The following is a 24,879-nucleotide window of genomic DNA, read 5'->3' as shown; positions in this document are numbered from 1 at the left end:
TTCGCTTTGATCATTGAAGCAGCAACGCACGGATAACGCGATCCCACGTAATGTCCGCCACCCGCGTCGGTCCGGCGGCGCCGAGGCGCGCCGCAAGCGCGGCATCCTCGAAGATCGCGTCAATCTGAGCGGCAATGGCATCGGGTTCAGGCGGCGCAACCAACCCGGTGACGCCATCGGCGACGAACTCTCGCACGCCGCCGGAGTCGGTCGTCGTAATCACGGGACGCGCGGCAGCCAGCGCCTGCACTGCCGTAAAACCGTAATCTTCATCGAATGGCGCATAATAGACAGCGCGCGCCGAGGTGTAGAGATCGATCAGTTCGTCGTCGGACACAAAGCCGCGAAACACCACACGCGCGCCAAGGTTCAGGTCGGCTGCCAGGCGTTCCAGTCGCGTTCGGTCATCCCCTGCACCGATAAACACGCAGCGGACCGGCTGCCGGGTGCGGGCAAGCGCGTGGATCAGCAGATCGAGCCGTTTGGCGGCATCCAGGCGCGCATCGGAGAGCAGATAGTCGCCGTAAGGTCCGGCGCGCAGCCGACCGGCGTAGCGGCTTGGCGGGTAGAGCGGTTGCGCTTCTAAGCCAACGAAGCGCTTGAGGCGCGCTGCGACATTCTGCGAAATAGCGAACAACCGCTGCGCCTCGCCGAGCGTGGCGCGATCCATCCGCAGCAGTTGATCACGGATGGCACGGTCTTCCGGGGTATTGGCGAAGTCCGACAGCGGCGTGCCATACCAGTCATATGCCTGCCGGTGCTGATGCACCAGCCAGACGACCTTGCGCGCATGGCGCGCGGCGTAGGACGGGAACTTGGTACAGATAATCTGATCGACCGGTGCGCCGTTGACCCGCTCCAGGTCAAGGAGACGCCATGCCAGCGCCGAAGACATCAGGCGGTCGTGGGGTTGCCAGGCGTAGGGGAGCGCCACAACATCAACTACGTAGCCGCGCTCGCGGAGAGCGTCGCGCAGCCCTTCGACCAGCAATTCAGCGCCGCCGCGCGCAAATGGAACCTGTGCTGTACAGATCAGGATGCGCTGAGGCATGCGCTCAGTATAACCGAAAAATGATCACTGAACACCGCTGGCATACTCGATGCCGCTCTGAAGCGTGCCACGAGTGACGATGCCTTGCAGACTCACCCCCATGCCAACAAGTGTCTGTGCGACTTCCGGGCGAATGCCGGTGAGCACCACCTCGGCGCCCAGCAAGCGTACCGCCTGCGCTGCCTGCATCAGCGCGCTGGCAACGTGTGTATCGACAATGGGCACGCCGGTAATATCGAGAATGACGACTGACGCGCGGTATTCCGCAACGCCGTGGAGCAGGCGATCCACCGTCAGTTGCGTGCGTTGCGAATCGAAGGCGCCGATCAGCGGCATAAGCAGCACGCGCTTATTAAGCGGAATAAGGGGGGTCGAAAGTTCTGCTACAGTGCGCGCCTGCATTTCGATGATCTCCTCTTGCAGGCGCAGACGTTCCTCGTTTGCCTTCTGGAGTTCGAGCGTTTTGGCGGCGATTTCGTCCAGCAGGCGTTGCTGACGCTCACGCTCGCGCGCCTCGCGCAGAACGGCGATCTCGCTCTCAATCGTCCGGTTCGATTCGTACACATGAAACTCGACCGATGTTTCTTCGCCGTCGATCACGAGATTTTGCTCATCAGCCCAGCACGGTACGCCAAACGCATGGGTGAACAGACCGATGATCTTCCCCTGAAGAAACGGGCATCCCCAATTCACCGGCTGCCCGCGCTGCATGTCGAGTTCCCATGGGTTGCGAATGCGCACAATCGCCTTGCGGCGCTGCACATCGCAGAAAGGGAGTTCCAGACGCCCCCATCCAATCGTGCTGATGACCTCGCCCCACGCGAGTAATCCTTCCTCGAAGGTCGAGCCAAGCGCCAGCACGACATCGTGATAGTCCTCTGCCGTGCCAAAACTTCCGCTATGCGCCACCAGCAACCGGAAGAGCGGAATGCCAATTTCATCCGCCAGGGGACGGAGAATCTTCAGTAACGATGGGTTGAGCCATAGAAGCGCCGATGGAATGCCAAAAAAGCGGAGCCGTCCTTCGTCGATGGACCACTCAAACGGCGCGCGGTTGAGAACAACCGAGTAATGATCGGTGAAGACCTCGTTCGACATCGGTACCCTCCTACAACCGGTTATTAACCAGACGCGCTCATATGGTACCACGACAAGTCTGACAAAACAGATTCGGATTTGAAACGACTGCATAGCGAACACGCAATGTTCCACTGACCGTGGCGCCGTGGTATAATCCAGTGCTGCACACCGCCGTCGCTGTGTGTTCCTCTGGTTTCTCCTTATCACTCGGTCCGTCTCACGCCTATGATGCAGCACATCGAACAAGAACGTCTTCGCTTCGAGCAACAGCGTCGCCTCATTTATCGGATTGCGGGAGTTCTTGGTGTGCTGGCAATCCTCTATGCCCAGTGTATCAACTTCATTGACCCATCCTCATCTTACGCTTACCGCGCTATCTACGCGCTCAATCACATTGCGTTCGCCGGCGTGTGCATTGCGGTGGTCTGGATGCTGAGGCGTCAGCATATCCCGATTGATCGTATCGAGCGGTTGATGCTGGTTATATTCATCGTTCAATCACTTGGATTCAACGGCATTGTGCCGGCAATTTTTCTCCCGTCGCCCTCGGCAATGCTGATCGATGCGATTGGAGACGACATCTGGTTTCTGCTGATTATTTGCGTGTTGGCGGTTCATCTCTATGATGTGCGACGCGGCGCGTTGATCGCAGCCAGCGTCTTTCTCGTATCATTTGGCATCGTGATGATCCAGCTCGCGCGCTGGAGGCTGATCGGCGTTGACGCAGCGAACAGTCAACAGGTAATCAGCATCTACCTGATGGCCGGCGCGCTGTTGGGATTTTTGATCGTGCTGTCGGCGTACCGCGCGCAGGCGGAACGGTTGCGGACAGGGTATGAGCTGATGATCCATATGGCGTACACCGACACTCTCACCGGTTTGCCCAACCGCCGCCGCCTGTATGAAGAGTTGTGCCGGTTGATTGGGATGGCGGATCGGTATGGTCAGGAATTTTGCGTCTGCCTGTTCGATATCGATCACTTCAAGCAATTGAACGATCAACACGGGCATCTGGTTGGTGATCAGGTGTTGTGCGCCATAGCGCAAACCGCACTGCCGCACCTGCGCGCCGTGGACCATTTTGGGCGCTGGGGTGGTGAGGAGTTTGCCATCCTCCTGCCGCAGACCAGTCTGAGCGATGCGCAGATGGCGCTTGATCGGGTGCGCATGGCATTGCAAGCGATCAATCTGGCCGATGTTCCGACGATTACCGCCAGTTTTGGCGTAGCCGAATATCTGCCTGGCGATACCAGCGAGTCCATCCTGCATCGCGCCGATCAGTCGATGTACCTGGCGAAAACGACCGGACGCAACCGGATTGTGGTTGATGGCGACGTCGAGGCGGGCCTGCGGTACGCCCACAGGTAATGTCGGGACGGACCTGCGGCGCGCCTTGAGGCGCACCGCCGGCGCCGCCTACCACGATGCACGATGGATCAGCCGCGTCCCTGGAGTCTTTGCGCCCTGGCAGTGAGCAATACAACCGCACACATGCATGACGCTCCACATCCGCGATTTCGTGCCCTCAGTCTCGCACTGCTCTTCGTGGTGGCGATAGCGTTGCGTTGCTACCGCATCGATGCGCAGAGTTTCTGGTATGATGAGGGTTTAACGGTCGCGCTTGCAGTTCGATCACTCGACGACATCGCGCGCGCCGCCGCCGCCGATGTGCACCCGCCACTCTACTACTGGCTCCTCCATGGTTGGCTGTTGCTGATGGGAACGAGCGAGGCGGCGGCGCGCGCGTTCAGCGCCGTCTGTGGCGCCGTTACCGTTGTGATGACGGCGATCCTCGGTCGGCGCTGGTCTGGCGCCGTTGCCGGATGGCTTGCCGGCATCGCTGCAGCCGTTTCGCCGTGTGCCATTCATTATAGCCAGGAAACCCGCATGTACGCCCTGGCAATGCTGCTGGCGGCATGTCTCTGGCTCACGCTCGATGCCGTGGTTCGGGAAAGAACCGGCGATCATGCCATCGATCCGTCCGGCATTGCGCACCATCCCCGGCGCTGGCGGATTCTCTACGGCGCGGCGGCGCTTGCGGCGCTCGCAACGCACTATTTCATGGTCGCATTCGTGGCAGCTGCCTCGCTCATTGGCGCGCTCTTCCTGCGCCGCCGCGCGCGATTGGTCTGGATCACAGGGCATCTGGCGCTCGCTGTATTCTTTCTGGCGCTGGTCTGGAACAGTCGTGAGCGCCTGGCGGGCTGGACGTTCGCTAAACAATCGACCGACCCGCTCTTTATTCTCACCGATGTGCTGCACGGGTTCAGCCTTGGTCCATCGGCCTCTTCCCCGTCCTGGTTCTGGCTCATCGGCTTTGGGGCGCTGCTCGTGGCAGTCTTCCCGGCGTGGCGCGCATCGCCAATGATGACCAGTATGGCGCTGGTCTGGCTGGTTGCGCCGCTGGGAGCGATCATCATTCTTTCGCTCAATCAGCCTTACTACAAACTGCGCTTTCTCCTGCCCGCCCTCCCCGCATACCACTTGCTCCTCGGTATTGGCGGCGCGGCCCTGGCGCGTATCATTGCCACAAGGTTCGGTGCGCGCATTGGCGCCGGCATGGTCGTTCTCACGACAGTGTGGTTCATGGCCGCCGCCATTGCGCCGTTGCGCAACGAGTGGTTCGATCCCGCCTTTCAGCGCGACGATTACCGTGGGCTGGCGCGGGCTGTCGCTGCCACTGCCCGCGCCGACGACGCCATCCTGCTGATCGGTCCAGGGCAGATCGATGTGTTCGACTATTACTTCAAGGGTTTGCAGGTGCGCTACCCGCTGCCGCGTTTCCGTCCGCTCGACCCGGCAGCAACCATTGCTGAACTTGAACAGATAGCACAGCGCCACAGGCGAGTCTATGGGGTCTTCTACGTTCCCTACGAAGCCGATCCCGACGGCGTGGTGAGCGCCTGGCTTGCTGAACGCGCCTTCCGCGCCGAAAGCCGCTGGTACGGTGGCGTCGAGTTAGTGGTCTACGAACTCGGCGACGTCGGTGCCCCGCTGCGTGATGTGAGCGTGCGGTTCGGCGATGCGCTGATCCTGGAGCGCGCCGCCGTCTCGGCGATGCGCGTCGCAGGCGGCGACGCGGTGCGGGTTGAACTGCACTGGCGCGTCAGTGCGCTACCAGAACGCGACCTGTACCTGTTCGCGCATTTGCTTGACATAAATAATCGTATCCGCGCACAGCACGATGGACCGCTGGCGCGCGTTCCAACCAGCGCCTGGCAAGTCGGCGAAATCTACCGCAGCCGCGCGGCAGTCCTTGTGCCGCCAAACACGCCGCTGGCGACGTACCGCCTCGTTATCGGCGTGTACGATCCGCGCACCGGCAAACGGTTGCTGCTGGAGGACGGGCGGGATGGGTGGGAGGCGGAGTACGTTTTGTCCAGATACGAAGGCGAAGCGCATTGCTGGACGACGACTGTCGACGTCCGAAGGGGAGAGGAAGCATGTCGTTCGATGGATGGAATTCATCTGTGCAAGGCGCAACGAACGCACTTCACCTACCCCACGCGCTCCTCCGCCAGCGCTGCCTTCACTGCCGGGCGCGGCACACGCATGCGCATCCACCCCAGACTGACGATGCCAACCGCCATCAGCACAACGAAGAGCGCCTCGTAACTTGCGAGTTCGGCGAGCCAACCGGAGAGGAGCGGTCCTGCGGCGGCGATCGGCGCCATCACGATGTTCGACACGCCAATATAGGCAGGGCGCTGCGCCGGCGGCGCAAAACTGAACACCAGCGTAAAGCCGGAGAGAATATACCCCGCCTGTGAAAAGCCGACCAGCACAAAAATGACAAAGAACCACGCGGGCGATGGTGCAATCAGCGCCAGCAGAATCGCCGCCAATCCTACCGCCGTCGAAAGTTCCAGCACCTGCTTGTGTCCCCAGCGATCCGCCATCCCGCCGAGGATCGGGTCGCTCACCGCCTGCGCCGCCAGCAGCGCCGCTGTAAAACCGCCGACATCAGCGCCAGACAGGTTGAAGCGTTCGAGACTAAGGGCTGTGATGAAGTTATGACCGATGAGCGCCAGCGCAATGCCGACCCTCCCGATCAGATAGTTGCGAAACGGTGCGTCGCGCTCCAGCAGTGGTCGCACGCCGCGCAGGAACGCGGTCAGCGGTTGCGCTGGCTGCGGTGGCAGCGCCGGCTCGACCGTCGCCGCCAGGAAGATGAATGACACGACCATCGACCCAAAGCAGATGAGTGATAGAATGCCGACGCTCTGCGGAAAGGGAAATGCCGTCAGCACCCAGGCAGCAACTGCCGCGCCGCCGATGCCGAGCAAGCCGCCAAGTCCGCTCTGCAAACCGAAAAAGATGCCCCACCGTGTGCCTGGAATGACGCGCGCAATGAAATCTTGCCAGGGGATAGAAGCAAATCCGGCAGCGATGGCATGGATAGCGTAGCAACAGAAGAAGATCGCCAGCAGACCGGCGCCCGGTAGGTCGGGCCAGAGAATGAGTGCAAGCCCCAAAAGCAGGAATGGCAAACGCTCGAAGAGTGTTGCCGTCAGTAGAATCGGTTTGCGGCGCGGCATCGCGGCGATCAGCGGCACAATAAACAGTCCGGGCAAGAACCATCCGGTGTAGTTGATGGTCGGAATCAGCCCTTGCAACCAGCGATCCGGTGAAAGGCGCTCGACGAACAGCGGGAGCACGGTGAAGCGCGATACCATGCTCAAGCCCAGGTAGAATGTTCCGCCGTCGAGGACGTTGAGCCAGAAATTGCGCGCAGCATGGCGCCGGACAACCGCTTCTGCCTGAGCGGTCATCGTAGCAGTCGGATCGGTCATACCTGCCTTCTTTGTGTGAGCAGAGCGACAGAGCGGCAACGCCGATTATCATAACACATGGTTGACGATGGCTCTGAGAGAGAGGGAGTGGGAACCTCAACCATCCTGTCTGGTATCATCACAGGCACGAGTCGGTGTGGGTGCGGCGCCGTTGGTCCTGTGGGCGCGGCAGCGCCGCGCCCCTACTGTGCTACCTCCGCTCGACTGCTGGCTGCGCCATTCCCTCGTCGCGCCCGCGTTCAGCGGCTGCATCTGCAATCAATCCGCGCGGCGCCATAAGCGTGACCAGCAATCCCAGTGCTGCCGCAATAAATGCGACCACAAACACGCTGCTAATGCCTGCTCCCAGTGCTGCACGCAGCGTCTCGCTTACTGCAATGTCGCCTCCCAACGGGTCGATCAGACTGTTGAGCGATACAGATGCATCGAGTCCTGCGGTTTCCAGCCGGGTGGTCACCGTCGCGCTCAGAACGGCGCCCATAATGCCGATGCCAAACGCGCCGCCAATGCTGCGGCTGAATTGCAGGGTTGACGTGGCGGTTCCCAGTTTGCCGCGCTCGACACTGCTCTGCACCGCGATGAGAAATGCCGGAATCGAAAAACCCATACCAAATCCCATCAGTCCCAGATACACCATCAGCAGGAGTCGATTTGTCCGTGCGTCAACAAACATAAGCGGAAATGAGCCGATGACCAGCGCAATCATCCCCGCGAACGCAACCGTGCGATATCCCACACGCAGCAGCATGCGCGTTCCAATAATGCTGGAAAAAACCCACGCGAGCAACATCGGCATCAGTGCTGCGCCAGCCTCGGTTGCGCTCGTCCCCAACACTCCTTGCGCATAGAGCGGCACGAATGTAGCGCCGCCAAAGACGGCGCAGCCGGCCAGGATGCCATGCCCGCATGCAACCAGGAACATCCGGTCGCAGAATAGACCGACAGGCAACACGGGATCGCTGGCGCGTCGTTCGATCCACACCAGTGCGCCAAACATCGCCAGCGCGCCGACCAATGTCGGCAGCGCCCACGATGCGCTCAGGTCGGTCAGGCTCATGAGGAGCGCCACCGCACCGGCAGTGAGCAACACCGCTCCGGCATAGTCGATTGAACGTTTGGGTGCGTTGTGGGCGCGCGGACGATCAACCCAGGCGAACCAGACAATTGCGGTTGCGATCAGTCCGGGGATGATATTGATCCAGAAAATCCACTCCCACGATGCCTGATCCACAATGAATCCGCCGAGCAACGGTCCGATGATCGACGACACCCCCCACACGCCCGAAAACAGCCCTTGCAACCGGGCGCGCTGTTCCAGCGAAAACAGGTCACCGATGATGATGAACACCAGCGGCAACAACCCGCCCGCGCCAATACCCTGAATGGCGCGAAAGGCAATCAATTGCGGCATGGTGACCGCCAGCCCGCAGAGCACGGACCCGATCAGAAAGATTGCCATCGCTGCCAGAAACACAGGTCGGCGACCGAAGAGGTCGGAGAGTTTCCCGTACAGGGGAACCATCGTTGTGGAGGCGAGCATAAAAGCGGTAAAGACCCAACTGTAATGTTCGAGACCCCCCAGCTGGCTGACTATCGTCGGCATACCGGTGCTAACGACGGTCGATTCCATTGATGCCAGGAATAGGCTGAGCATCAAGCCGGTGGTAATTAGAATCGTGCGCTGTGATGACACATTGGCTCCTGAAGACAATGATCGCGGCGACGCTCCGCGAATACCCGGTTCTACCATTGTACCATGGCACGCATTGGGAGCGTGGTCACTTGGGTGGCGTGGGTATGGCGTGAAGCGGGTGCGGGCGCCCGTCGCGCGGATATGAATGCCCACGCTAAACGAACCAAACCCTGCCGCCCGGGGGTGGAGCGGGGTTTGCGCATGCGCTGGTGGTGCGTTCAGCCTGATAGTTGCGCGGCGGGTAGGGCGCCGGTGGTGCGTTCAGCCTGATAGTTGCGCGGCGGGTAGGGCGCTTGTCGTTGGTTCTGTTTATCGGTTGTGATTCGGCATGCCGCCTTCTACCCTCCATGCGTCATCTCATATCTCTCGCCTCTTGTATAATACCAATTACGATTGACGATGCCGCATTCTTGTCATTCCGAGTGCAGCGAGGAATCTGCGCGGGTCGCGCACGACCCCTCGCGCTGCTCGGGGTGACCATGCCGGATGGTCACAGGTCATTGGTATAATAACCTGCGTACTCCGATGCGAACGAGAGGAGGGAACGATGCGCATCGCCATCGTCTCGGACATCCACGACCACATTTCGCGCCTGGCAACGGCGCTAGAGCGCGTGCGCGACGCGGATGCACTGATCTGCTGCGGCGATCTCTGCTCACCGTTCATTATGCGGCAGTTAGGTGAGGGCTTTGCCGGTCCGATCCACATCGTGTTCGGCAACAACGACGGTGATCTGTTTCGTCTGACCGCTACCGCAGCGCAGTTTCCGGCAATCACGCTGCACGGCGCGTTTGCCGATCTCGACCTCAATGGATTGCGGGTGGCGGTGACGCATTACCCGGAGATTGCTATGCCGCTGCTCGAAAGTGGCCGCTATGGTCTCGTGTGCTGTGGGCACAATCATCAGTACACCGTCGTTCAGCGTGGTGCTGTAACACTCGTTAACCCTGGCGAGGTGATGGGCGAACTCTATGGCGCTGCCACCTGCGCCGTGTATGACAGCGAAACCGGTGATGTTACACCAATTACGATTGACGATGCCGCATTCTTGTCATTCCGAGCGCAGCGAGGAATCTGAGCGGGTCGCGCACGACCCCTCGCGCTGCTCGGGGTGACCATGCTGGATGTTCACAGGTAATTGGTATTACACGGCATGATCTTTAGCCTGAGCGAGAGCGAAGACGCTAGTTTGAGAAGCGCCGGTTGCGCCAGCGCGGGTGAGACGCCTCCAGGTGCCGCCATGAAGGTGTGAGTCGTCAGTACCCCTTGCGGACCGGCGGAAGCGGATCTGTGTATCTGCCCAATTTTGCATCGGCGCATATATCGGCGCCAATAGCGGCGGAGTGCGCGGTAGCGATGGGACGCACACACAGCAGTGTTACGGGGTTCGTGTTTTCTCTTCCACTCGCTGATCGGGTCACGCGCAATGAGGAACGCGGAACGTTACACGAACGCGCGTGGAAACGTGCGCCCTTCATCCCTCCTGCTTGCGCGCCTGTGCCGCCGCAACTGCGCGCTCGATCAGGTCCAGAAAGTCATCTTCGTAGCGTTGCCGTGTGAACGACAGGGCGCGCGCGATGCTACGCTGTGCCAGGCGCGCATACAACGGACGCGGGCGGCTGAAGCGGGCGATGCTCTCCTCAATGCGCGGCAGCAATCGGCTCCAGGTGTAGCGTTCGAGCACATAGGCTTTTCCACGCTCACCACGTGCTGCGCCTGCTGTTTCGTCCGCCAACAGAGCATCCACCGCTGCGCGAAACTCCTCATAGGAGCCAATAGCATATCCACCGCCGCTGCGTTCAACATGCCCGCGAGTCACGGCGCAATCCGCATGCACAATGACCGGACGGCTCTGAAGCCACGATTCCATCAGCACCAGCGAGAAACTCTCATTCAGCGAGAGTTGACAAAGCGCAACTGCGCTGGCGTAAGCGTCGGTCAGCGCATCACGCGGCAGCATCCCCAATCCGACAATATCATCGCGCGATGGTAGAGGAATGCTGCCGGTTCCGCTCAACGCCAGCGTTAATGGACCGGGGCGTTCTGCCTTGTAGCGCATGAAATACTCGATCAGGAGCGGAACATTCTTGCCTGGTTCCAGGCGACCGGCGTAGAGGAGCATCGGACCTGTTATTCCGGTTCGTTGGCGGAAGCGCAGTGGGTCCCCCCGCTCCGGTTGGTCGGGAAACCCAAAGCCGAGACATGTGCGATAGGGATTCACCACGCCGAGCGCGCACAGAGCAAAGTCGCTCTCTTCTTCCGAATTGAAAAAGAGAGCGGCAGCCTGTTCCAGCATACGGCGAACAATGCTGAGCCGCGCCAGCGGTTCGTCGTGCAGGCAAGGGATGAGAATTGAGCGGTCCGGCGCCCGCTGGATTGCCCAGTAACTGGTTCCGAACAGATATGGCGTCACGAGGAAACAGGCGTACTCTGCGGCGTGTTCAGCGATAAAGCGTTCGAGATCGGCGCTCCGCAGGTTGCTTTCCATAAAGCGTTCTTCTTCGCAGAAGCGCGGGCGTTCGCCGCGGTCAACCTTCAACCGCAGGGCATGGAATGGTCGATTGTCCACACTGGATGTGTGAAACCTTCGGATGGTGACACCATTCAGATGTTCGACTCCGGGAGACGTATGATCTCCCCAGTTGACCATATCAATGGTGGTTGTGGTCAGCGCCTCAACAGTATAACCGCGCGCAGCCAGTTGTTCCGCCCATCCGCGGATTCCGCTTTCTGCGCCTCCCAGCACATCTACGCCATAGCGCGGCGTGACGATGCCGATTTTGCGCTCGTGCAGCCTGGCAAAATCTTCTTCGGTGGCAGGCGCAAGGCGCAAGACCGCCAGCGGGTCGCTCGCTTCTTCGAGAGGAGGCAGATCGTCGAGCAACCGACACACATGTGCCGCCAGATCCGCCGTATTGTCAGGATCAAACAGCAATCCGGCGTCTCCCACCGTTTCGGGCAGGGCGGCGACCCGCGTTGCAACTACCGGACGACCGCGCGCCATCGCCTCGGCAACTGGCATGCAGAACCCTTCGTGGAGACTGGCGGTGACGAACATGGCACAGGCGCGGTACAGTTGCTCAAGGGTCTCATCGTCCACCTGACCGGTCAGCCGAACATGCGCGTCAACCCCCAGTGCGCGCGCGTGCGCTTCAATCTCGTAGGCATACTGCCGGTAGATCGAAGGGCGATAGTCGCCAACCAGCACGAGCATGGTCCTGGAGTGGCGCGACAGAATGATTGGCAGCGCCTGGACGAGCATGTGGATGCGCTTGCTGCGCGCTATGCGACCAACATAGAGGAGCACGTGCTGATGGCGCAGGCCGAATTGTTCGACTATCTCGGGCGCAGGCGGACCGGCGAGCGTCGGATGCGCGGCAATTGGGCAGGGAATCTGCTCGATCCGTTCAGGATCAATGACCCCGGTTGCGATCAGTTCAGCGCACGTCAAGAAACTATGCCCAATGGCATAATCGGCGTATTGCGCCAGCGAAAGCATGGTGATGCCGCGCACCATTCTGGAATAATAATAGACCGTTTCGATGCCCCAGATTTCCGGCGGTGTGATGCCGTGATAGTCCAGAATAACCACGCTGTCGCCCGCGCTGCGGATCAATTCAACGAGATCGTAGTAAAGCGGATAATGCGCAATAATGACAGCCGCGCGTCGCATGTGCTCAAGAACCGCCGGATGCTCATGCAGAAGATTCCGTCTGGTCGTAACGGTCGCAAGCAGCGTGTCAGTCGGGAGCCGTTCGTCAGCGTATTCCGCCAGAATAAGAACGCGGTAACCCGTCTGGCGGAGCGCCTGAACCTGGGCGAGAATATTGCTGCCGACCGCGTCGTGTGCGGCGATGGCAAAACTAAGAATCACGGCGCGCGGCGCTGGCTCAAGGACATACTCAATATTCAGGAACAGGGGTTGGATGCCATAGGTGCTGAAATAGTCGATATATTCTCGGACCAATTCGATCTGCAACCGCCACATTCCGGGTGCGGGCGGCGGATCGATGCGCAGCGCAAGACGAATGCTCTCTCCAGGATGCACGGATTGTGGAATTGCAGACCGGTGACGCCCTGCGTGGCGCGTCCCTGCCTGATCGATCCACTGATAGCCTAATCGGACCGGGTGGTCGCCGATGCCGCGCCAGGGAGCGAATCCGCTATTTTCCACTTTCAGGTCAATCAGAAACGACTCGCTCCAGTCGAGGCGCGTTGGTGGTTGGCTCAGCAGCGTATAGCGCACCGCCAGAGAGTCGATATAGTCTGTCACAAGATCGCTGATTTCTTCCGCTCGCGCGCGGAGCCGTTGGAGCAGGCGCGTGTCCAGAGTATGGCGCAGATCGAGCAACAATGCGCGCAGCGTCATCAGCGTATCCGAAGGCATGTCAGGATCACAATTGCGCCGGGCATGGAGGATTTCCGTCATTTCAGCAAGCGTTCGGTCATACGCCCAGCGCAGGGCGCGACACTCTGGTGGATTGCTGTGTTGAACGAGAAAGGCCTGTTCGGCTTCAGCGAATGCGCCGGTGATCGCTTCGAACGGATACATTTTCAACACAAAGCGTAAACGACCCTGGTGAGCGATGGCGCTGCGCACCAGGTCATCTCGCTGCGACGTGGATTCTCGATGCGTCAGGGTTGCGCGCGGCTCGTAGCGGATGCGGTAGCCAGCACGTCGCAGTCGCGCGCAGAGATCGACATCCTCGAAGTAAGCGGGGCGATACCCCTCATCGAATAATCCAATACGTTCCAGCGCCTGGCGTCGCAGGGCAACCGCCGCAAACGTGACGAACTCGACATCGCGCGGTGCATCGTACTGCCCACGATCCGGCTCGTACCTCCCAACATGGCGGGAAAACGCCAGGGGCCAGTCGAGGGTGAGACCGGCATGCTGAATCGTGCCATCGGGGTAGCGGATCTTGCATCCCACGGCGCCGATTTCAGGATCGCAAAACGGAGCGGTGATCGCGCCGAGCCATTCTCGATCAACCAGCGTGTCCTGATTGAGCAGAACGATGATGTCCGGCGGCGATTCATGCGCCAGCAATGCGCGGATGCCGATGTTCATCCCACCGGCATATCCCAGGTTCTGCGCATTTCGGATCAGCGTAATATCGGGAAAAAGGGCAGCAATCTGCTCCGGCGTGCCGTCGCGCGAGTCGTTGTCCACCACCAGAACCATGTCGGGCGCCGGGTTGAGCTGGCGCACCCGTTGCAGGCAGGCGATTGCCTCGGCGCCGCCGTTCCATGTCAGTACGATTACGGCGCTACTCATCATGGTGCTCCGCTGCCATTAGTGTGTCGATATTCGTTTTCGGCGGAATGATGCGCGGCGGTGGAGGAGGGGGATCGTCATAGAGCGCGGTGCGCAGGTTCTGGTCTGCTTCGTGCAGTTCGGTGATGTGCTCAATGATGTCGCGCGTCTGATGGGAAAGCAGGCGAACCGCAGCAATCAGGCGGGTGATGTCATTCGAGAGATGATCCTGATATTCCGCCATCGCATAGGCAGCGCGGATAACCGCAGCGTTGTGGTCGCGTTGGCGGGCAATCAGCGATGCAGTCAAGGGCCAGACGATCCGATCCAGAACGAAGTTGCGCGCCTTGCCCGGCAATCCTTGCGCCGGAGGCGTCAACCGATCAAGCCGCCAAGTGGCTTCGAGCGCCTGCAATGCGCTATTGCGCTGCGCCTGAAGCGTCTGTCGCCGCGCAGTCAGCGGCGCTGTTTCCACGTGTTGCGCCGCGTCAACCTGTTCGCTTCGTTCGGTGGCGCGCAGCCTGGAAGTCGGTATGGAAGCGAGAAACGTGATGATCGGCTGTGCAACGGTGTTCCAGGTATACCGTGGCGCAAGGGCGCGCGCGTGTGCGGCAAGTTCATGGCGCCTGGCTTCATCGGTCAAGAGGGTGATGATCGCATGCGCGACCGCTTCCCGGTCTTCCGGCGGGGTCACCAGCGCAAACCCGTGTTGCCGTGCCAGCGCAGCCGCCGGATCGCCGTCGCTGAGCACAGCCGGCAGCCCGGTCCACAGGTAATCGAGCACCCGCGAGCGAATGGCGGCGTATGCCATTTCGAGGTGTTGGCGGTGGAGCGTCACTGCCATGGTTGCATCGAGGAGGATATTCGCGCGGTCGGCGTATGGAATCCAGGCCTCATAAAAGAACACATGCCGGTTGAGGACATCCAGTTCGGACGCCAACGCGCGGGCTGCGTCGGGCATTTGCATCGGCGCCGCGCCGCCGGGATGTTTGCCCGCCAGGAAAACCAGGCGCGCGTTGGGAATGGCTGTCACAACCTGCTTCATTGCGCGGATAAGCGTCAATGGATCCAGCCAGTCCCACATGCCGCTGTTCCAGAGAATGATCGGATCCGTCTCACCGATGCCGGGAATGACGCCCCGTATGCCGGGACCGGTGCGCACCGGCGGAGTGGCAGGCAACCCGAAGGGCACAACAGTGACCAGGTTGTGCAGGAGCGGATCGGCATCGACACGATCAGGGGTAATGCGTCCGGCAGCCATGAGTGCGCCCAGGTACAGGTCGCGCTGGCGTTCGGTGGCGCAGAGGAATAGATCGCCAGCCGTGAGTTGTCGATTGAGCAACGCAATGTCGCGGCGGGCGCGATCCTGGCGCTCTGGAAGTGACGCGGCGCGGAAGAGTTCAATATTCTCCAACACCGTTGGATCGTACATGTCCAGGATCAGTGGTTGTCGTGCATCTGCCAGTTCCGGGTGGGACTCGAGCAAAAATCCGTTTGCCAGAATGACATCCGCCTGGCGCAAATACTCTACCAGCGAGGCGCTATTGCCCAGAATGAAGTGACCGGTGCGCACTCCCGGCGCGACCAGGTCGATAGGTTGCGGCGCGAGCAACATCACATCGGCGTGGAGCGCCAGCACCCGCGCCAATTCCCAGGCGCGGATGCCCGGACCGGCCATTCGCTGACCTACCGTATCGTGGCTGATGATCACCAGACGCATAAACCGTTCAAACCCTTCATAGTTGGCGCCTGTCGGTCAACAGGCGCAAGAGACGCATGACCGTACCGTTTTCGAGGTGGCGAATCAGGCGTTCGAGCCGCAGGATATGCTCGTTCTTTCTGGCAATCTCGGCTTCGAGGCGCACCGCGTAAGCGCGACGCTCTTCCGCGAGGCGTTCGGCTTCCTCGCGCGCTGCCGCCGCCTGCGCCAGGTGAGTGCGCTGATCGATTGCCAGTTCTCGGAGTTGTTGGTTGGCATTCCAGAGTTCCCAGAAACGACGCTCATACTCACGCGCGATTCGATGGAGCGGCTCGTGGCGTCGTCGGAAACGCACTGCCCAGGGTGCGATAAACGACGCGTCGAAATCGACGTCGCGGAAAAAGCCGTGGCGCGCAAACTGCTCTGCCCAGTATTCTGGCGGGTGAACGTTGAGGTGCGTTGCCTCCCGATGATCGTTCGGCGATGACGAGAAGAGAATATCGTCGCTCCAGGAGCACATATTGGCAATTGCCGCTTCGGCATCCGCGCGGGGCATGTGTTCCAGCACCTCGATGCACACGATCAGATCGTAGCGGCGATTGAACGGCTCAGCGATTGACCCAACCCGCACATAGGAACGCACCGATTCGTCCGCCTGAGCAATCGCATACGCAGAAATATCGATGCCCTCAGCATCGACACCCCTGGCGCGCAACTGCTCAACGAGCATACCCAGTGCGCATCCGGCGTCCATCACCGAGCGCGGCCCAATGTCGGCAATAATCCGGTCGGCGAGATCGCCGAAAATGCCGAGCCAGTGATCATTGCGCTGATACGGCGAACCGCATCCGGTCTGGTAGTACCAGGCATCGAACAATCCACCGAAACTCATCACGTGTGCGTTATCCATTGTGTGGCGCAACCGAAATTCATTCACCACAGGGCACGACGCGCCGCACGCGGCATTGTACCAGAAGTTGCAGCGCGCGCTGCTATGAACGCCGCTTCGGTCCCCTCACGTATTGACCCCGATTTCCGGTTTTCCGTTCCTGGTTAGAAATTGGTTACTACTGCTCTGTATAATCGCAGTGTCGCGCGCGGGTCGCCGGACCGGCGCAGGATAATCGTCAGACGAGCAGCATTGAAGAGGACATCATGCGCTATCTTCTCGACCAGCGATCCTACGACGAAATGGTGAAGCAAACGTCCCATCCACGGGACTGCTATGTGCGGGGCCACGAGTACTGCCATCATCTGTACATCGACGGCGTCAAATACACGGTGGCGCGTGCCGTCTATGCCTGTATGAAAGAAGCGCAGGCGAAGAACGATACCGATGCCATGCTCCATCTTCAGATGCACATTTCGGACCTGGAACGATTAATCAGCGCAGCGCGGGCGCGCGGCGAGAACGTTCAGGCGCTGCGGTTGCTCGGCGATCCGCCGCCGAGCGACGAGGAAGCGCGACCGCAACTCGACAATTCATTCATGCCGAAAGCGCCGCAAACAATTGAGGAGACCGGACTTAACCGCACCTTTTTGACGGAACACTTCCTGCGCATTCTCTACAACAAAGGGCGCGCAACCGGGCGCGAAATTGCGGCAACAATGGGGGTGATCTACCAGATCATCGAACCGATCATCACCGACCTGCGTAACGTCGAGCAGATCGATATCATCGGTCAGCGCGGGTATGGCGACATCAACTATGAGTACGTCCTGACGATTCGCGGGCACGAAGCAGCGCAGGCCGCACTGGATAAAACACAGTACGTCGGTCCCTGCCCGGTGGTCCTGGATGACTGGATCGCTTCGGTCAAGGCGCAGACGGTGCGCCATGTGAAAGTGACCCGGCGCAACATCCGCGATGCCTTCGAGGGTCTGGTGATGGATGAATCCATTCTCAATATGGTCGGTCCGGCAGTCAACTCCGCTTCATCGGTGATGCTGTTCGGTTATCCGGGCAACGGTAAAACAACGATTGCCGAACGGATCACGCATTTAATGGGTGACGACATCTTCATTCCCTATACGGTGTATGCAGACGGCGCCATTATTAAGTTCTACGATGCCGTCATCCACGAGCCGCCGCGCCGTCCGTGGGACGAGGAGATCGAATACGACCGGCGCTGGGTGCGCATCAGTCGTCCGGTGGTTATTGTCGGCGGTGAATTGACCCTTGAGCAGTTGAACCTGATCTACAACGAAACGTCGAAAATCTATGAAGCGCCGTTTCAGATGAAGGCGAACTGCGGCATCTTTTTGATCGACGACTTCGGGCGACAGCAGGTGCGGGTGTTCGATCTGCTCAACCGCTGGATTGTGCCGCTTGAAAAGCGTTACGACTATCTGAACACCGTGACGGGGCAGAAAATTCAGATTCCCTTCGACCAGTTGATCATGTTCAGCACCAATCTCGACCCCAAAGACCTTGGCGACGATGCGTTGCTACGCCGCATCAAGTTCAAGATCGAGATCATCGACCCGACAGAGGAGCAGTGGCGCGAAATCTGGAAGATCATGTGCAACGTGCGCAAGGTGCCCTACGATGATCGCAGCATCGACTATCTGGTAGCGAAGTGGTTCCGCGCCGATGGACGTCCGTTCCGTATGTGTCAACCGCGCGATATTCTCGATCAACTCATTTCGATTGCGCGCTACAATATGGAAACGCCGCTCCTGACGGCGGATTTGCTGGATGCTGCATGCCTCTCGTACTTCCCCAGTAAAGAAAAGAAGAATTTCGGCGCGAAAGTTCGGCTCGATCTCTAGCGGGTTTCTCATTGATACCAGGAGCGAACGGGCGCGCAGATGTTTCGGAGGAGGTCTGGTTATGCGTGACGACGGATGTTGTGTTCGTTGTCGTCTGACCGGTTATCTGGCGCGCGGAGGTCGTAAGGAAGAGCGGGTCTCAGATATGCCTTTACGCATGACCGTGCGTGCCTGACGTAGCCGGCTCAGCCGCCCATACTGATGCCGGGGTATTATTGCGTCTGATGAATGGCGACATTGCCATAATCTTAGCAAACCAATGTCGTGACATCAACGTAGGACTCTTGTGAATTGCGCACTACGCCAGCGAAGAGGAGTGCAGGTGATGATAACCCCGTTCGCCCCGCTTGCCGGTCATCAGTATATGAACCTGACGACCTTCCGTAAAAATGGACAACCGGTGCCGACGCCGGTCTGGTTCGCGCAGGAAGGGGATCGCATCTATGTGGTAACGCTTGCCACATCAGGGAAAGCAAAGCGCATTCGTGCCAATCCGCGCGTGCAATTGACGCCGAGTGATGCTCGTGGGAAACCGCTTGGCGAGACTATCGAAGGGCACGCGCGCATCCTCGATCCTTCCGAGCAGGAAATCGGGCATCGTGCGCTGGCGAAGAAGTATGGCGTGATGTACTGGATGTTTGCAACGCTCTGGAAACTCCGGCGCCTGACGCCGGTCTTTCTCGCAATAACGCCGGAAGCGTAATACCAATTCCCTGTGACCATCCGGCATGGTCACCCCGAGCAGCGCGAGGGGTCGTGCACGACCCGCTGAGATTCCTCGCTGCGCTCGGAATGACCAGTCGCTGCGCTCGGAATGACCAGTCGCTGCGCTCGGAATGACCAGTCGCTGCGCTCGGAATGACCAGTCGCTGCGCTCGGAATGACCAGCATGCGGCATCGTCAAGCGTCATTGGTATAAGGCGCTCCCTTCCGAATCCATTCGCACAACACCGTGGAGGCGCAGCGATGCTGCGCCTTCGCTCCATTCCATGATATAATGCGCCTCTGATGCACGCGATAAAGAGAGAACGGATGTGCCATATTCGTTGACGTTGGGACCTTTCCACCCGGCGTGGCTCGGTCCACAGCGATTCGTTCTGCGCATCGCCGGCGATCGCGTTGTCGATGTCGAATATCAGAGCGGGTTCAATGAGCGAAAATGCGCTGAGCGTCTCTCGCGGTTGCCTTTGCCCGATGTGCTGCATCTGGTTGCGCGGATTTGCGGTGAGTGTTCCTTTGCTCACTCGCTGGCATTCTGTCAGGCGTTGGAGCGTCTGTACCCATACGACATCGGCGCGCGCGCCGCGCTGATCCGGGTGGTTGCCGCCGAGTTGGAACGAGCCGCCTCTCATCTGCGTGCCGCTGGCGCTGTGCTTGCTGCGATTGGCATGGATCAGCGCGGCGCGCACCTCGAGACCCTCTCCCGGCAATTTCGTGAGATGCTGGCGCAGGTGACCGGAGGGCGCGTTCCCCCGCCGGTCTGTGCACCGGGTGGATTGCTACGCGATCTGTCATCGAGCGACCGAGACGACCTGCTGGCAATGCTGCCGGGAATCAGCACCGATCTCTATCGCTTCATTGATCGCCTGATCGATCAGCGGCTGTTGTTGGCACGCACGATTGAGGTCGGTATGCTGCCACGCACCGCAGCGGAACAGTTTGGCGTGCGCGGTCCAATGGCGCGCGCATCCGGCATCCGGCGTGATGTCCGTGCCGATCAACCGTATGCGGCATATGCGATGCTTGCCTTTAAGCCGATTGTGCAGGAAGGCGGCGATGTGTACGCCCGGTTGCTGGTGTTCCTGTTGGAAGCCTACGAAAGTACGAAACTGGTCGAGACCGCGCTGCAACATCTTCCTGCGGAAGACCCAGTTGTGGCATTGCCGCACGAAATATCGCGTGGTCAGTCATCTGCGGCGGTTGAGGGTCCCAGAGGAGCGATTCGCTATCTGATCGAAAGCGATGGACTGCGGTTGACCCGTGTTCAGATCGATACGCCGCGCCAGTGTGATCGGTTGCTGGCGCGCACGGTGTTAAGCCGGGCGCAGCTGGACGATGTGATGGCGATTGTGGCGTCACTCGCCATCTGTGTTGCCTGCGCCGAACAATAAGGAAGGTATGATATCGCTGGCTTTCATTCTGCCACTGATAGGCGTGGTCGCCTGTCTGGCACTGAGTCGTTTTATCGCCTCGCAACTGATCGGTCTGGTTGCTGCCGCCACGCTTCTCCTCAGTGCGATCCTGATGGCTACCGGACGCTTTGCCCACGGTATGCCCCGGACGGTGATCGATGCTGTCTGGTTAGCATGGAATGATCTGTCGTGGCGGATTGCATTGATTGTCGATCCGCCGGGATGGTCGATGGCGATGATCGTCTATGCCGGCGGCGCTCTTGGTCTCCTGAGCGTGGCCCGGGCGCTGCCGTCGGACCTGCGCGGTTTCGGCGGGTTGTTTGCCGCGCTGCTGCTTGCGCTGGTTGGAGCAGCGATTGGCGTAAGCAGTTCGTCGCTGCCGGTTCTGGCGTTCGCACTGGCGATCGTGGGTATCGCCTGGTTTGCCGCGCTGCGCGCGAGTGGCGCACTGCCGGGATCGGACGCTCCGCTGGTTCTGGCGCTGACCGGCAGTTTTGCGGCGCTGATTCTGCTGGCGATACTTCTGATTGAGCGTGCTGATCCGGCAGGAACGCCACCGATTCTGATCGTTGCGGGCGCTCTGGCGTCCGCCTGGATAGTATGTGGTCTTCCACCGCTGTATTCATCGCTTGCCGCAGCCCATCTGTCGCCCGCTGCACTGGCGACCCTGGCGCCGCTTGGATTGCCGATCATCGGTATCGCAGTACTCCTGCGTTTGCTGCCCGATCATCTGGCGTTGCTGGATCAGACTGATCTGTCTATAGTGACGATCGCCGGGGTGCTGGCATTCGTTCTTGCTGCGGCGCGCGCCGTGTGGTCGAGCTCACTACGCCAGATCGTTGCGGCGCAGTTGAGCGCCCAAACCGCCTTGATCGTCGTCTGCGCCGGATGCGGTCATGCGGCGTTCGTGTCGGTTGCGCCTGTGCTGGCAATTCATGGGTTGCTGTCGACTCTGGCGCTGGCGTTGGGGGTTGCAGCGCTCGAGCGGCGGAGTGGCAACGATGATGTGACGATGCTCACCTATCATCCCGAAAGCGCGCTGCACGTCACCACTGTGGGTGTGGTTCTGGCAATCTCTTCAGTCGCAGGTCTTCCGGGAACATGGGGATTCTGGGCGCGGCTCTGGTTGTTCGATGCTGCACAGTCGTCCGTTCCATGGGCGATAGCGCCATTGGTTGCAGGCAGCAGTCTGCTGACGCTGGCGCTGGTGGCGCCGTTGGTGCGTTTCTGGCGCGCGTCTGCACCTTCGGCTTTGCCGCGCAGGGTGTATCTCGCTGAGATACTTCCTCCTGGCATCGGCATACTGCTGGCGCTGATGGGCGCCTTCCCGGATGCCGGCTGGCGTCTTATACAGTTGACGCCCGTAAGTAGTTATGCCCCGTACCTTCCAGGGATCGTGGGTTCAATCGCATCAGCCGGTGCAGCGTTGCTGTTGATCGCTGCACCGGTCGCTTTACGCCGCGCTCGTGAGCGTCGCGCACCATCGCAGGATGAACGGCTGTCGTCTGTGCTGGCGCCTGATACCATCGGTGCGGCAGTTGCCGGGTTGGCGTGGCTGGCGGCGCCTGCGCTTCCAGAAGCGACGCGGACTCGCCTTGCCGACACTGCGCTGCGAATCCGGCAGGGGTTGGCGGTATTGGGGCGCCGCTATTACCTTGCCGCCGTCTTTGTGGCGCTGATTGTCGTGATTCTTGTATTTGCTGCGGGGTAATCGATGCCCGGGTTTCAGATCAATTGGGCGATCATCGGTCTGACGGTCTCCAGCGGGGTTATCCTTCTGCTGCGGGATTGGCGGATTACTACGCCGGCGCTGTTTGCCAACTATCTGAGCGTTGCATGGTTTCTGGCGCAGCAACAATTTATTACCCCCGATCTCGCCATTGGCGGACTCGCGCTCAGCACGACGGTCGTGGTCAAAGCGATTACCGGCCTGGCCGCTAGCCTGATTCTGGGGATCACCGCGATTACGTTCTCACGCGAATACAACCTCGAAGATCTCGATGAATTTTCGCTGGCGGAATTGCGCCGAGCCGCGCGCCGCGCCCAACGGCAGCGCGTCAGCGAACCATTTCGCGTGTCGGAGTATGTGGTGCCGTTCTGGGCGCTGGTGCTGGTAGCAATTGCCGGCCTCGCGTTGCCACGCCTCTATCCAATCGGAAATCAGACGGTCGATGTCGTCTGGTACTGGCTGGGATTGACCGGTCTGTTTACAATCGTGATCGCCGGTGATACCTTGAAGATTGGTTTGGGGTTGCTCCTGGTCGTGAGCAGCATCGACCTGGTCTATACCGCAATTGCTGACACGGTGCAGGTCTTTCCGCTGGCATTGTTGAGCCTGACGACTATTGTGCTGTCACTTGCAGTTGCATATCTGAGCGGTCTGATGTATGGCCGGCTCAAGACGCTCGATCTTGGCGCCTTGTACAAACGGTGAGTATCGTTTGATATTCATCCCATCGCAGACGTATTGCGACAGAAATGTATGTCCTACGTGCTTCTCATAATCTTTCCCCTGGTTCTCGGCGCAAGTTGTTTTCTGATCCGAAAGGAAACGCAACTGGTTATCGGGGTGTCGGTTGCTGCATTGATCGTCCAGCTGGCGCTGGTGTTGACTGTGGCGGTCGATCAGCCGGTGCGGTTGCTTGGTTTGACCCTCAATCTCGATCCGCTTGGACGACTGTTTCTGGCGGGCTTCCCGGCAGTGACGGCGTTGATGGCGCTGGCGAACCGGCGTCTGCCGCACGGTGAACATTTCGTGTCGATTGCGCTCATCATCATCGGCGTTGCATCGGCAATCGTCGTGCTGCTCCAGGAACCATTCGTTGTGGCATTATTGCTGGTAAGCGCCGGGCTGCTCTCCGTTCTTGCGATTGTCGATCTTCCGACCGGCGCGCCAACCCTGGTAGAGCCAAGGGTCATTGCATCGGCGCTCAAGTATCTGGTGTTGATGGCATTTGCCGGGGCGCTGGCATATATGGGATTTGTGTTGATCACGATCTATCGCCCTGGCATTTCACCAGATCAGACGACTCCACGACTGGTGTTGGCGCTCATTGTGGTCGCATTTGGGATACGCATCGCGCTTGTCCCGTTCCATTCCTGGCTGCCCGATCTTGTGGAAGATGCCTCGCCGATGGTGTCGGCACTGATCATCGTGGTGCTGAACACCACAGGGCTGCTGTTCTTGATCAGCGTCTTTCAGTTCTTTCCGGTGCTGGTGGCGGACAATGAACGTGGGTTGCAGTTACTGACATGGGCGGGCGCGCTGGCGGCGCTCATCGGCGCATTTCTGGCGCTGGTGCAGAGTTGCCCGCGACGCACGATCGGGTATCTGGTCGTTTATAATGCTGGCATGATCCTGTTTGGATTGGCGACGACGACGACGATGGGACTGGCAGGGGCGGTTTTCGAGGCATTCAATCAGATGCTGACGGTTCCACTGTTGATGATTTCGCTGGCGCTGCTGGAACAGCCGGATGGCCGTCCGTCAAAGGCGATGCGGCGCGATATGCTCTGGCGCTGGCCCATCGCGGGGAGTGGACTGCTAGGGAGCGGCGCGGCATTGGTTGGGTTGCCGCCGTGGAGCGGTTTTGCGAGCAAGATGCTTCTATATGAAGCGGCAGCGCGCGATACTATGTTGTTGCTGTTGCTGATCGGTGCAACGGCGCTGGCGTTGCTGGCAATCTCACGCCTGGCGCGCGACTGGCTGATCGGGGCGCCAGATGATCAACCGGCGCCTGAAACGCCGTTGCTCCTGGGCACAACCGAACTCGATCTCCCGCCACGACGTCGCCTTGCGCCTGAGCCGTTCATTGCTGCGCTCGTGGTGCTGACATTTCTTGGTGGAAGCCTGGCGATCGGGCTATACCCGCAACCGTTGCTCGAAACGATTGCTGATGTTATTCGTGGGTTGACGTTTGTCAGAGTTGAAGGTTGAAAGGTTGAAGACCGAAGGGTTCTGAGTTCTTGGTTCTCTCAGTTCGCTCGGTTCTCAGTTCTCACATGACAAAGCGTATTATTCAGGTCTATCGACTCAACACTGGCTCGTGTGGCGGTTGCGATCTCGAGATGATTGCAGCCATCAGCGAAACGGCAGACATTGCCTGGGCAACATCGCCGCACGAAGCGGATGTGCTGTTGATCACCGGTCCGCTGACACATAGCGCAAAAACGGCGCTGGTTGCCCTGATGCAAGAGTTAGCGCATCAGCCTCCACTCCTGGCTATTGGACGGTGTGCGATTGATGGACATCCGTTTGGTCGTGGAGGACTCACCAGCGTTGCTGGATTGACGATGCAAGTATCGGTCGATGGTTGCCCACCAGAGCATGCACGGATTATCGAGTCAATTCGTAACGTTGCCCGCAATGACGATAGGTGAATATACGTAGCGTGTGAATGGC

The 24,879-nt window shown here is 59.8% G+C and carries 17 protein-coding genes; 10 read left to right on the top strand and 7 right to left on the bottom strand.

Features of this window, described 5'->3' with window-relative positions; genetic code table 11:
• Window positions 1-10: 10 nt before the first annotated feature.
• Window positions 11-1,051 (bottom strand): glycosyltransferase family 4 protein, encoded by a 1,041-nt coding sequence (locus RCAS_RS14200; RefSeq protein WP_012121247.1) that lies wholly within the window; start codon window positions 1,049-1,051, stop codon window positions 11-13.
• A gap of 24 nt (window positions 1,052-1,075) precedes the next feature.
• Window positions 1,076-2,149: an STAS domain-containing protein gene (locus RCAS_RS14195; protein WP_012121246.1), complete on the bottom strand. Its 1,074-nt coding sequence runs from the start codon at window positions 2,147-2,149 to the stop codon at window positions 1,076-1,078.
• Between the two features lie 207 nt (window positions 2,150-2,356).
• Between RCAS_RS14195 and RCAS_RS14190 the strand changes: the two genes are divergently transcribed.
• Window positions 2,357-3,499 (top strand): GGDEF domain-containing protein, encoded by a 1,143-nt coding sequence (locus RCAS_RS14190; protein WP_012121245.1) that lies wholly within the window; start codon window positions 2,357-2,359, stop codon window positions 3,497-3,499.
• 63 nt (window positions 3,500-3,562) lie between these two features.
• On the top strand, window positions 3,563-5,746 hold the full coding sequence (locus RCAS_RS14185) for a glycosyltransferase family 39 protein (protein ID WP_012121244.1): 2,184 nt from the start codon (window positions 3,563-3,565) through the stop codon (window positions 5,744-5,746).
• Here RCAS_RS14185 and RCAS_RS14180 read toward each other — a convergent pair.
• Both RCAS_RS14180 and RCAS_RS14175 read right to left on the bottom strand, forming a co-directional pair.
• Window positions 5,629-6,924 (bottom strand): MFS transporter, encoded by a 1,296-nt coding sequence (locus tag RCAS_RS14180; protein WP_012121243.1) that lies wholly within the window; start codon window positions 6,922-6,924, stop codon window positions 5,629-5,631. The two genes, RCAS_RS14185 and RCAS_RS14180, sit on opposite strands and share 118 nt — an antisense overlap.
• A gap of 190 nt (window positions 6,925-7,114) precedes the next feature.
• Window positions 7,115-8,617 (bottom strand): MDR family MFS transporter, encoded by a 1,503-nt coding sequence (locus RCAS_RS14175; RefSeq protein ID WP_012121242.1) that lies wholly within the window; start codon window positions 8,615-8,617, stop codon window positions 7,115-7,117.
• A 547-nt stretch (window positions 8,618-9,164) separates the two neighbouring features.
• On the opposite strand from RCAS_RS14175, the gene RCAS_RS14170 reads away from it, so the two are divergent.
• Complete coding sequence (locus RCAS_RS14170; RefSeq protein WP_012121241.1) at window positions 9,165-9,695, top strand: metallophosphoesterase family protein; 531 nt, start codon at window positions 9,165-9,167, stop codon at window positions 9,693-9,695.
• Window positions 9,696-10,091: 396 nt separating this feature from the next.
• Here RCAS_RS14170 and RCAS_RS14165 read toward each other — a convergent pair whose 3' ends face one another.
• From RCAS_RS14165 to RCAS_RS14155, 3 genes are read right to left on the bottom strand one after another with little or no spacing between them, the layout of a single operon-like run.
• Window positions 10,092-13,895 carry a glycosyltransferase gene (locus RCAS_RS14165; RefSeq protein WP_012121240.1) on the bottom strand — a complete coding sequence of 1,268 codons (3,804 nt, stop codon included), beginning with the start codon at window positions 13,893-13,895 and terminating at the stop codon, window positions 10,092-10,094.
• The gene (locus RCAS_RS14160) at window positions 13,888-15,594 is read right to left on the bottom strand and encodes a glycosyltransferase family 4 protein (RefSeq protein WP_012121239.1); all 1,707 of its coding nucleotides are present in this window, start codon (window positions 15,592-15,594) and stop codon (window positions 13,888-13,890) included. The genes RCAS_RS14165 and RCAS_RS14160 overlap by 8 nt, the downstream gene beginning before the upstream one ends.
• Before the next feature lie 16 nt (window positions 15,595-15,610).
• The gene (locus RCAS_RS14155; protein ID WP_012121238.1) at window positions 15,611-16,483 is read right to left on the bottom strand and encodes a class I SAM-dependent methyltransferase; all 873 of its coding nucleotides are present in this window, start codon (window positions 16,481-16,483) and stop codon (window positions 15,611-15,613) included.
• Between the two features lie 245 nt (window positions 16,484-16,728).
• Here RCAS_RS14155 and RCAS_RS14150 point away from each other — a divergent pair, with 245 nt between their 5' ends.
• The 7 genes from RCAS_RS14150 to RCAS_RS14120 all read left to right on the top strand — a co-directional run bounded on the left by RCAS_RS14150 (window position 16,729) and on the right by RCAS_RS14120 (window position 24,857).
• Complete coding sequence (locus tag RCAS_RS14150) at window positions 16,729-18,345, top strand: ATP-binding protein (protein WP_012121237.1); 1,617 nt, start codon at window positions 16,729-16,731, stop codon at window positions 18,343-18,345.
• A gap of 325 nt (window positions 18,346-18,670) precedes the next feature.
• Window positions 18,671-19,048: a PPOX class F420-dependent oxidoreductase gene (locus RCAS_RS14145; protein ID WP_012121236.1), complete on the top strand. Its 378-nt coding sequence runs from the start codon at window positions 18,671-18,673 to the stop codon at window positions 19,046-19,048.
• 331 nt (window positions 19,049-19,379) lie between these two features.
• Window positions 19,380-20,456 (top strand): NADH-quinone oxidoreductase subunit D, encoded by a 1,077-nt coding sequence (locus tag RCAS_RS14140; RefSeq protein ID WP_012121235.1) that lies wholly within the window; start codon window positions 19,380-19,382, stop codon window positions 20,454-20,456.
• 7 nt (window positions 20,457-20,463) lie between these two features.
• On the top strand, window positions 20,464-22,188 hold the full coding sequence (locus RCAS_RS14135) for a proton-conducting transporter transmembrane domain-containing protein (protein WP_012121234.1): 1,725 nt from the start codon (window positions 20,464-20,466) through the stop codon (window positions 22,186-22,188).
• A 3-nt stretch (window positions 22,189-22,191) separates the two neighbouring features.
• A complete protein-coding gene (locus RCAS_RS14130; protein WP_012121233.1) occupies window positions 22,192-22,911 on the top strand; it encodes a hypothetical protein in 720 nt (239 codons plus the stop codon).
• A gap of 48 nt (window positions 22,912-22,959) precedes the next feature.
• The gene (locus RCAS_RS14125) at window positions 22,960-24,414 is read left to right on the top strand and encodes a proton-conducting transporter transmembrane domain-containing protein (RefSeq protein ID WP_012121232.1); all 1,455 of its coding nucleotides are present in this window, start codon (window positions 22,960-22,962) and stop codon (window positions 24,412-24,414) included.
• A 65-nt stretch (window positions 24,415-24,479) separates the two neighbouring features.
• Window positions 24,480-24,857, top strand: a complete 378-nt coding sequence (locus RCAS_RS14120; RefSeq protein WP_012121231.1) for an NADH-quinone oxidoreductase subunit B family protein — start codon at window positions 24,480-24,482, stop codon at window positions 24,855-24,857.
• Window positions 24,858-24,879 lie beyond the last annotated feature (22 nt).

The sequence above is a fragment of the Roseiflexus castenholzii DSM 13941 genome (assembly GCF_000017805.1).
GTDB lineage: Bacteria > Chloroflexota > Chloroflexia > Chloroflexales > Roseiflexaceae > Roseiflexus > Roseiflexus castenholzii.
This window is presented reverse-complemented; position numbering and strand designations above follow the sequence as displayed.